Consider the following 7,787-nt stretch of genomic DNA (forward strand, 5'->3'; position numbering starts at 1 on the left):
GCGCCCCACGTGGATATCCACGTGGGGCGCGGTGCCGTCGGTGTTGTGCTCGAGTGCCGGGAGACGCGGGCTCAGGAAGGGGACACACCGTCCCGGGAGAATCCGAGGTCGCCTAGATCGGACCCCGCCATCTCGAACGGCATCTGCAGGACGGTCGCGGTGGCCCACCCGCGGCTGAGCAACACGGCGTCGGTGTCGTCCGGCCCGTGGATGTCGATGGCCTTGAAGGACATGGTCACGGTGCGGGTGTCGTCGTCATCGTATTGATCGTCGTAGTCCTCGTCCGAGTCGGAGATCTCCGCCTGAACCGCACCGAATTCGGCCAGCTGGGCCTCGCGCAGCCCGTGCAGTTCCTCGACCGGAACATCGGGGATGTTCACGTTGAGGACCTCGCCGGGTTCCCCGTGCTCCATCGACCATCGCACGGCACGTTCGGCGATGTATTCCGCGGTCTCCCACGACGAGGGATCGGATGCGTTGAGCGACAACGCGACCGCGCGGGCCCCGTGAGCCGCCGCGGTGAGAGCGGCGCCCACGGTTCCGGAATGAAGGATCGCGCGACCGGTGTTGGGCCCGAGGTTGATCCCCGACAGAACGAGGTCGGGAGTGTCACCGAAGGCGCCGTACGACGCGACGAACGTGATCAATGCCGGGGACGCGTGGACCGCGAGAACGTCCACGTCGGGAACCTCCGGCATGGACCGCCGCGACACCTTCAGCTTTCCGTCGTCCTCGAGGGCGCTCAGCGCTGCGCTGGCGCCGCTTCGTTCGATGTGGGGTGCTGCCACCTGCACGTCGAGGCCCGCCGCGACGGCGACCCGGGCCAGCGCGGCCAGCCCGGGACTGTCGATTCCGTCGTCGTTGACGATCAGCGCCTTCATGTGTGGTCCTTCTCCAGTCGTCGCACCTGCACGTTCTCGGTCATCTTCTCGATCGAGTGCCGCTGACCGGTGGCGAGTCCTCGTCGCGTGACGTTCACTGCGCCGGCGGCGGCACCGAGCCGGAGAGCTTGCTCGAACGGGAGTCCGTCGGCATAGCCGACGGCGAGGCCCGCGGTCATCGAGTCGCCGGCGCCACGGTGGTCCACCGACTGCACCGGGGGCGCCTCGACCTCCCAGACCATCCCGTCGTGCAGTGCGATCGCCGGATCGGCCGCACGTGAGATCACGACGCTTCCGGCACCTTCCTTGTGCAGCGAGTGCATGGCGGCGATGAGGTCGTCGAGGTCCTCCGAGGCCGCGCGGCCGTCTTCGATGAGGTCCTCGTGGCTCACCTTCAGCAGCGACACCCCGCCTTCCAGCGCGGCGGTCAGGGTCGGGCCCGAGAGATCTGCCACGACCGGGATCTTCAGGGCGGACAGGTCGGCGCAGAGGCGGGTGTAGAGCTCGGTGGGTACGGCGTCGTCGCAGTGCGGCCCGCCGATGATCGCAACATCGGCGGACATGCCTGCGCCGAGCGAGGCGCTGAAGAGGTCGTCCGTCTCGTGGCGGGTGAGCGTGGGTGGCTCGACCTCCACGACCACTTCGCGTTCGCCGCCGCGACGGTCGTGGACGTACGAGCCGTTGTCGGAGGCGGAAGACACCGGATGGACCGTGATGCCTTCGCGGCCGATGAGGTCGACGAGAATGCCGCCGGACTCACCGCCGAAGGGGCCGCACAGGTGTACGTCCATGCCCAGGATGGATGCCATCCGGCCGATCCAGAAACCCTGTCCACCGGGATGCACGTGCAGTTCTGTGCTCCCGCTCGGCGCTTTTTCGATCGTGACCGTCAGCAGGGGTGAGGGAGCGAACACGAATGCAGATGCTCCCTGTCTTGCGTCGTCGGACTGTGTGGGTTCTTCTCTGTCTGCGGGCATGTCGCTCAGGTACCCCTCCGCTTCTCGTCTCACACCCGCGCGCGAGGCGCCGGTGTGGGCCGGAGCGGTCGCGGGTATGCCCCCGGCACGGACCGCGGACGAGGAGGGAAATCGGGGATGACCAAAGTCGCGCGCAAGGAGACCACTGCTTCGCCGAGCCGGGTGTGGGATGTCCTGGCGGACGGGTGGAGCTATGCGACGTGGGTCGTCGGAGCCTCCCGCATTCGGAAGGTCGACGCGACCTGGCCGGCCGTCGGCAGCCGCATCCATCATTCGGTCGGACTCTGGCCCGTGCTGCTCGACGACCGCACCGAGGTTCTCTCGGCGACCCCCGAACGAGAACTCGTCTTGCGTGCACGCGCGTGGGCTTTCGGCCAGGCCGAGATCAGGTTGACGATCGAACCCGCGTCCGGAGGCGGGTCGACGATCACCATGGCCGAGCACGTCGTGAGCGGGCTCCCCAGCATGCTGCCCGAGTTCGTACAGGAATCCGCGGTATGGCCGCGGAATCGGGAGTGCCTGTCCCGGTTGACGCTCCTCGCGCAACGTGCGACTCCCTCGGGGCCCGCGCGATGAGTACCGAAACTGTCGATGCCGTCGTCATCGGTGCCGGTCCCAACGGGCTCACCGCAGCGGCGGCACTCGCGGATGCCGGCTGGGACGTACTGGTGCTCGAGGAACAACCGCAACCCGGCGGTGCCGTACGCAGCGCCGAACTCCATCCGGGTTTCCGGACCGACCTGTTCAGCGCGTTCTATCCGCTCGGAGCGGTGTCGCCCGCCTTTGCCGCACTCGACCTCGAGTCCCACGGTTTGAGCTGGAGCCGGTCGCCCAACTCGTTCGGTCATCCGCTCGGTCCCGAGGACGAGGACGCGGTGGTGGTCTCGCGCCGTGCCGAAGACACCGCCGCCGATCTCGAACGCCGGTGCGCCGGTGACGGGGAAGCCTGGATGACGCTCGTCGAGCAGTGGAACACGGTGCGCGGTTCACTGCTGAAGCTGCTTCTTTCCCCGTTCCCGCCGGTTCGGGGTTCGACGTCACTGCTGCGCGCACTCGGGCCTGCGGAATCTCTGCGCTTCGCCAGGATGCTGGCGCTTCCCGTCCGTCGCCTGAGCGAGGAATTGTTCGGCGGAGATGCAGCCCGCCTGCTCCTGCTCGGCAATGCCATGCACTCCGATATCCCTCCCGACGCCCCGGGCAGCGGCGTGATGGGTTACCTCTTGACCATGCTCGCCCAGGACGTGGGTTTCCCGTGTCCGGTCGGCGGTGCGGGTGCCCTCACCGACGCTCTGGTCCGCCGCGGTGAACATGCCGGTGTGCAGATCCGATGTGGCGATCGCGTCACCGATATCGACGTCGAAGACGGAACCGCCGTAGCGGTGCGTACTGCGGGCGGACGACGGGTGAAGGTCCGCCGGGCGATACTCGCGGACGTGTCGGCGCCCGCGCTGTACGAAAAGTTGCTCGCGAGTTCCTCCGTCACCGAGCGTGCCCGTGCCGACCTGCAGGGATTCGAATGGGACACGCCCGTGGTCAAGGTGAACTACGCGCTCGACAGTCCTGTGCCGTGGCGGTCGGAGTCGTTGTCCCGGACGGGCACCGTGCATGTCGGTGCCGATTCGAACGCGATGGTCCGCTGGTCGGCGGATCTGTCGACAGGGGTGGTTCCGGAGTCTCCGTTCCTGCTCTTCGGGCAGATGACGACGACGGATCCCACCCGGTCGCCCGCCGGGACCGAAAGTGCGTGGGCGTACACGCACCTGCCCCGCGGCGTCACCGACGACGAGTCCGCCGACCTTCTCGCCGAGAGGGTCGACGCCCAGCTCGAGGCGTACGCGCCCGGATTCCGGGACACGATTCTGGGCCGGACCGTGCAGCGTCCCGCCGATCTCGAAGCGGCTGACGCCAACCTGGTCGGTGGAGCGGTCAACGGTGGTACCGCGCAGATCCACCAGCAGTTGTTCCTTCGTCCCGCGCCAGGACTCGGCGGGTCGCGGACCCCGGTGGGCAAGCTGTATCTGGCCAGCGCAGGAGCACACCCCGGCGGCGGCGTACACGGAATGTGCGGCTGGAACGCCGCCGATGCCGCACTGCAGGATCAGCGAGCGACGGGGCCGCTGCGACGCGGCCTGCACGCCCTGGGGCGCCGGGTGATGTCCTGACCGAGAAGTCGTGGTCGTAAACGGCAGGTTTCGCGGATCTGGGGTACGGGTATTCGCGGCCATGACCGAATACCCGCTCGATGGCGCGTTGTGGGCGTCGTCGACGGGAAGATGCGCCCTCCGCACGGTCGGCTCAGGCATTGGCTGGTGCGTAGTCGTCGACTCCGCACATCGAACCCCGGGGTGATGTAGCTGTGACCACTTCTCCAGTCCTCGACCGTCCGGATTCCCCTCGAGTGTGGCGTCTGCCCGGCGTGTACCGCCCCCAAGAGGATTCGTTTCTTCTTGCGCGGGCGCTCCGCGACGCCGGAGGTGCACAGGACGCCAAAGTCCTCGATTTCTGTACCGGGAGTGGGTTTCTCGCAATCACAGCCGCGAGGGCGGGGGCCGGGGCGGTGACTGCGCTCGATATTTCACGCAGGGCGGTTCTCACCGCGCGGGCAAATGCCCTGTCGCGGAGGCTGCCGATCTCGGTACTTCGAGGAAGTCTGGATGTGGCCGTGGAACACGGTCCGTTCGACGTGGTTCTCTCCAACCCGCCCTATGTGCCGGACGACGGCCGGGGCAGTGAGGATCCGCGCTGGGATGCCGGTCCGGACGGGCGATCGGTGCTCGACCCGTTGTGCGACTCCTTGCCCCGGCTCTTGTCTCCGCGCGGGTTCGCGTTGCTCGTGCACTCGGAATTCACCGGGGTAGACGAAACACTCGAGCGTGTGCGCGCCGCCGGTCTTTCGGGCTCGGTCGTGGCCCGCGAACGCATCCCGTTCGGACGGGTCCTGCAGAGTCGCCTGAGCTATCTCCAGGAAGTGGAGCTGGCACAACAGGGCATCGATACCGAAGAGGTGGTGGTGATCCGTGCAGGCAGGCACTGAGAGCGAGGGTGGCCGCCACGTGGTGAACGCGACCACCGGTAGCGCAGAGGACGTCACGGTCGTCCGCAAAGTCAAAGGCGGACCGATGCTCGTGAACGGTCCGGTTCGGATCGAGACCGAGGACGGGTCCGTGACGGAATCGGACCGGTTCGTCGTGGCAGTGTGCCGATGCCGGCGTAGCGAGTTGTATCCGCTGTGCGATACCAGTCATCGCCGGCCGATACGGTCCCGGGACCGATAACCGCAGAAAGCCCGAACGCGGGATTCCCGAACATGTGATCGGGTGCCGGCGAACGGGCTTTCTTTTTGTGTCTTGCCGATACCGCACAACAGCCGAAACCCGGACGCCGTAGCGTCCGGACTTCGACTGTTCTAAGGATCAATACCAGTGGGCGCGACCACCGACGGCCTTGCCGGAGGCTCCCAGGATTGCCATGATGACGCCGATCACCAGGAGGATGACACCCAGTGTCGTCAGGATCGAGATCCCGGTGAAGAATCCGACCACGAGAAGAATCAGGCCCAGAACAATCATTGCGTCCACCTCGCTGTCTTGTCCGATGCCGAGCGGCTCCGGATCCAAGTCCTGAATACCCGGATTGTCCGCATCGAAACACACGCCCCAAAAAATTCTGTGTGCGGGCCGAGCGGGGTGCACCGGAGGGCGTCGCGCCAATGGTCTCCCGCAGGGATTGACCGCCCGAACCGGGGGTAGTCCCCTGGTCATGACCAAAAGCGAAGTCGAGGGTGCGACGGTGGAGCGTCGGCCCGAAAGAGGCAGGAGTCTGCTGGCGGGCGCGTTCCTCGGGTTGGGCGCGGTCGCGATGACCGACGAGGTGATCTTTCACCAGATACTCCATTGGCATCACTTCTACGACCGGTCCACCACGTCGGCGGGTCTGGTGTCGGACGGCTTGTTCCACGCGTTCAGCTGGTTCGCCACCGTCGCCGGCTTCTACCTGGTGGTCATGGCGATCCGTGACCGGACGTTGTGGGTGCGAGCCCTGGTGGGCGGCTTCGTGACAGCGGTGGGTGCGTTCCAGTTGTACGACGGCCTGGTGCAGCACAAGCTGATGGGCCTTCACCAGATCCGATACGAAGTCGATCTTCTCCCGTACGACCTGACGTGGAACATCCTTGCCGCGGTGCTGCTCGTGTGCGGTGCCGCGATCATCGCGTCCACGTACCGGCAGGAGCCGGTGAGGACGGCATCGCGATGATGCCGTTCGTCGTCTGGGGCGTGGCGATCTGCGCGGTGCCGGCCTACTGGGCGGCAGCCGCGGCGGCGAAGTCGTGGTCGCTCGCGCGCACCGCCGGTTGGACGGTGGGCTGGCTCGCGCTCGCCGCGGTGTGGGGTAACTCCGCATCCGCGGACAGCCCGGCGCAGGGCCACGGCGCGCTGCACGGCCACGGTGCGGCCAACGAATCCTTCGACTTCGCGGGTCACATGGTGTCCCACGTGGTAGCCGGCATGGCGGTACCGCTGCTGCTGGTGCTCGCCGCACCGGTCACCCTCGCGCTGCGCGTGCTCCCTCTGCGCGAGGCTCGACGCGTCTCCCGGGTGCTGCGCTCCCGGCCCTGTGAAGTGCTCACCCACCCGCTCGTCGCGGCGACACTCAACGTCGGCGGGCTGTGGCTTCTCTATCGGACATGGTTGTTCGACTACATGCACGGCGGAACGTGGGTGATGTGGCTGATCGAGTTCCACATCGTCGCAGCCGGGTACCTGTACACCTATTCGCTGGTGGGAGTGGACCCTTCTCCTCACCGCACATCGTTCGGCTTACGGGCCGCAGTGCTGGTGGTGTCCATTGCCGCCCACAACATCCTCGCGAAGACGCTGTACGCGGACCCGCCTCCCGGCGTCTCCGCAGAGCAGGCCGAAATGGGCAGCCAGATCATGTACTACGGGGGATTGCCCTTCGAACTGGCTCTGGTCGTGCTGCTGTGTCATCGGTGGGCGGCACGTGCTCGTCGCCGGCCCGAGATGTCCGCGCCGGACCTTCTCCGCACGACCTGACAGTGAGCGGTTACTCGTGCGAAGGGTTTGAGCAGTGCCGTTTCCGGGGTATGCGATTGCCACGCAAACAAAAGCACTTGGAGGATCGCAATCATGTCGAAATACACGGTGCCCGGTTTGAGCGGCAAGAACGGCACGAAAGTTGCCGGTGTCCTGCAGCAGCGCCTGAGCGCGTACAACGACCTGCATCTCACTCTCAAGCACATTCACTGGAACGTTGTCGGACCCAACTTCATCGGCGTCCACGAGATGATCGATCCCCAGGTTGAACTCGTGCGTGGATACGCGGACGAAGTAGCAGAACGCATCGCGACGCTCGGTGAATCGCCGAAGGGCACGCCGGGAGCTATCGAGAAGAACCGCACATGGGACGACTACTCGGTGGGCCGCGACACCGCTCAGGCTCACCTCGCCGCGCTCGACCTCGTCTACGACGGGGTGATCACCGACAACCGTAAGGCCATCGAGGAAGTCGGCGAACTCGATCCGATCACCGAAGACGTCCTTATCGGGCACACCGGTCAGCTCGAGAAGTTCCAGTGGTTCGTGCGTGCGCACCTGGAGAACGCTGCCGGGGCCCTGGCCCACGGAAACGCCTCCACCGAGAAGGAAGCGGCCGACAAGGTCCGCTGACCGGAGACAGGATTCTCTCGTGCCGGATGCCGCGGTCGCAAAAATCATCGTGACCGGGGCCAGCGGCAATGTGGGATCCGCGCTGCTGCGTCGTCTCGCGCAGTGGCCCGAACCTCCCGAGATCACAGGGGTGGCGGGGGGGGGGGGGAAGGCGCGGCCGCGCCAGACATTGGGTGCTATAGAAAAAAAAAACAAAAACAAAGAAAAACCACAGGAGCTGTGGAAGGGTGGGGGTGTTTAGT

Annotated in this window: 10 protein-coding genes; 7 read left to right on the forward strand and 3 right to left on the reverse strand. The window is 66.3% G+C overall.

Features of this window, described 5'->3' with window-relative positions; translation table 11 throughout:
- Nucleotides 1-71 precede the first annotated feature (71 nt).
- Complete coding sequence (gene surE / locus ACFWBU_RS20950) at nucleotides 72-881, reverse strand: 5'/3'-nucleotidase SurE (RefSeq protein ID WP_378529132.1); 810 nt, start codon at nucleotides 879-881, stop codon at nucleotides 72-74.
- Nucleotides 878-1,795, reverse strand: coding sequence for a PfkB family carbohydrate kinase (locus ACFWBU_RS20955; RefSeq protein ID WP_378529133.1), 918 nt, complete (start codon nucleotides 1,793-1,795; stop codon nucleotides 878-880). The genes surE and ACFWBU_RS20955 overlap by 4 nt, the downstream gene beginning before the upstream one ends.
- 180 nt (nucleotides 1,796-1,975) lie before the next feature.
- Here ACFWBU_RS20955 and ACFWBU_RS20960 point away from each other — a divergent pair, with 180 nt between their 5' ends.
- From ACFWBU_RS20960 to ACFWBU_RS20975, 4 genes are all read left to right on the forward strand, one after another.
- Nucleotides 1,976-2,434 (forward strand): SRPBCC family protein, encoded by a 459-nt coding sequence (locus tag ACFWBU_RS20960; protein ID WP_378529134.1) that lies wholly within the window; start codon nucleotides 1,976-1,978, stop codon nucleotides 2,432-2,434.
- Nucleotides 2,431-4,020 (forward strand): phytoene desaturase family protein, encoded by a 1,590-nt coding sequence (locus tag ACFWBU_RS20965; protein ID WP_378529135.1) that lies wholly within the window; start codon nucleotides 2,431-2,433, stop codon nucleotides 4,018-4,020. The genes ACFWBU_RS20960 and ACFWBU_RS20965 overlap by 4 nt, the downstream gene beginning before the upstream one ends.
- A 254-nt stretch (nucleotides 4,021-4,274) precedes the next feature.
- A complete protein-coding gene (locus ACFWBU_RS20970) occupies nucleotides 4,275-4,892 on the forward strand; it encodes a HemK2/MTQ2 family protein methyltransferase (RefSeq protein ID WP_378529137.1) in 618 nt (205 codons plus the stop codon).
- Between the two features lie 85 nt (nucleotides 4,893-4,977).
- Nucleotides 4,978-5,133, forward strand: a complete 156-nt coding sequence (locus ACFWBU_RS20975; protein ID WP_169619605.1) for a CDGSH iron-sulfur domain-containing protein — start codon at nucleotides 4,978-4,980, stop codon at nucleotides 5,131-5,133.
- 138 nt (nucleotides 5,134-5,271) lie between these two features.
- On the opposite strand, the gene ACFWBU_RS20980 is transcribed toward ACFWBU_RS20975, so the two are convergent.
- Nucleotides 5,272-5,427 carry a DUF6131 family protein gene (locus ACFWBU_RS20980; protein WP_169619332.1) on the reverse strand — a complete coding sequence of 52 codons (156 nt, stop codon included), beginning with the start codon at nucleotides 5,425-5,427 and terminating at the stop codon, nucleotides 5,272-5,274.
- A gap of 190 nt (nucleotides 5,428-5,617) precedes the next feature.
- On the opposite strand from ACFWBU_RS20980, the gene ACFWBU_RS20985 reads away from it, so the two are divergent.
- The 3 genes from ACFWBU_RS20985 (at nucleotide 5,618) to ACFWBU_RS20995 (ending at nucleotide 7,545) form a co-directional block, all read left to right on the forward strand.
- Complete coding sequence (locus ACFWBU_RS20985) at nucleotides 5,618-6,112, forward strand: DUF2243 domain-containing protein (protein WP_169651291.1); 495 nt, start codon at nucleotides 5,618-5,620, stop codon at nucleotides 6,110-6,112.
- Nucleotides 6,109-6,912, forward strand: coding sequence for a cytochrome c oxidase assembly protein (locus ACFWBU_RS20990; RefSeq protein WP_378529136.1), 804 nt, complete (start codon nucleotides 6,109-6,111; stop codon nucleotides 6,910-6,912). Before ACFWBU_RS20985 ends, ACFWBU_RS20990 begins: the two co-directional genes overlap by 4 nt.
- 93 nt (nucleotides 6,913-7,005) lie before the next feature.
- Nucleotides 7,006-7,545, forward strand: coding sequence for a Dps family protein (locus tag ACFWBU_RS20995; protein WP_169619335.1), 540 nt, complete (start codon nucleotides 7,006-7,008; stop codon nucleotides 7,543-7,545).
- Nucleotides 7,546-7,787 lie beyond the last annotated feature (242 nt).

Origin of the sequence: Rhodococcus sp. NPDC060084 (genome assembly GCF_042730335.1) — a bacterium.
Taxonomy (GTDB): domain Bacteria; phylum Actinomycetota; class Actinomycetes; order Mycobacteriales; family Mycobacteriaceae; genus Rhodococcus.

Coding starts and splice junctions, on each gene's coding strand:
- surE (WP_378529132.1), bottom strand. CDS start 881: ATGAAGGCGCTGATCGTCAACGACGACGGAATCGACAGTCCCGGGCTG.
- ACFWBU_RS20960 (WP_378529134.1), top strand. CDS start 1,976: ATGACCAAAGTCGCGCGCAAGGAGACCACTGCTTCGCCGAGCCGGGTG.
- ACFWBU_RS20965 (WP_378529135.1), top strand. CDS start 2,431: ATGAGTACCGAAACTGTCGATGCCGTCGTCATCGGTGCCGGTCCCAAC.
- ACFWBU_RS20975 (WP_169619605.1), top strand. CDS start 4,978: ATGCTCGTGAACGGTCCGGTTCGGATCGAGACCGAGGACGGGTCCGTG.
- ACFWBU_RS20980 (WP_169619332.1), bottom strand. CDS start 5,427: ATGATTGTTCTGGGCCTGATTCTTCTCGTGGTCGGATTCTTCACCGGG.
- ACFWBU_RS20985 (WP_169651291.1), top strand. CDS start 5,618: ATGACCAAAAGCGAAGTCGAGGGTGCGACGGTGGAGCGTCGGCCCGAA.
- ACFWBU_RS20990 (WP_378529136.1), top strand. CDS start 6,109: ATGATGCCGTTCGTCGTCTGGGGCGTGGCGATCTGCGCGGTGCCGGCC.
- ACFWBU_RS20995 (WP_169619335.1), top strand. CDS start 7,006: ATGTCGAAATACACGGTGCCCGGTTTGAGCGGCAAGAACGGCACGAAA.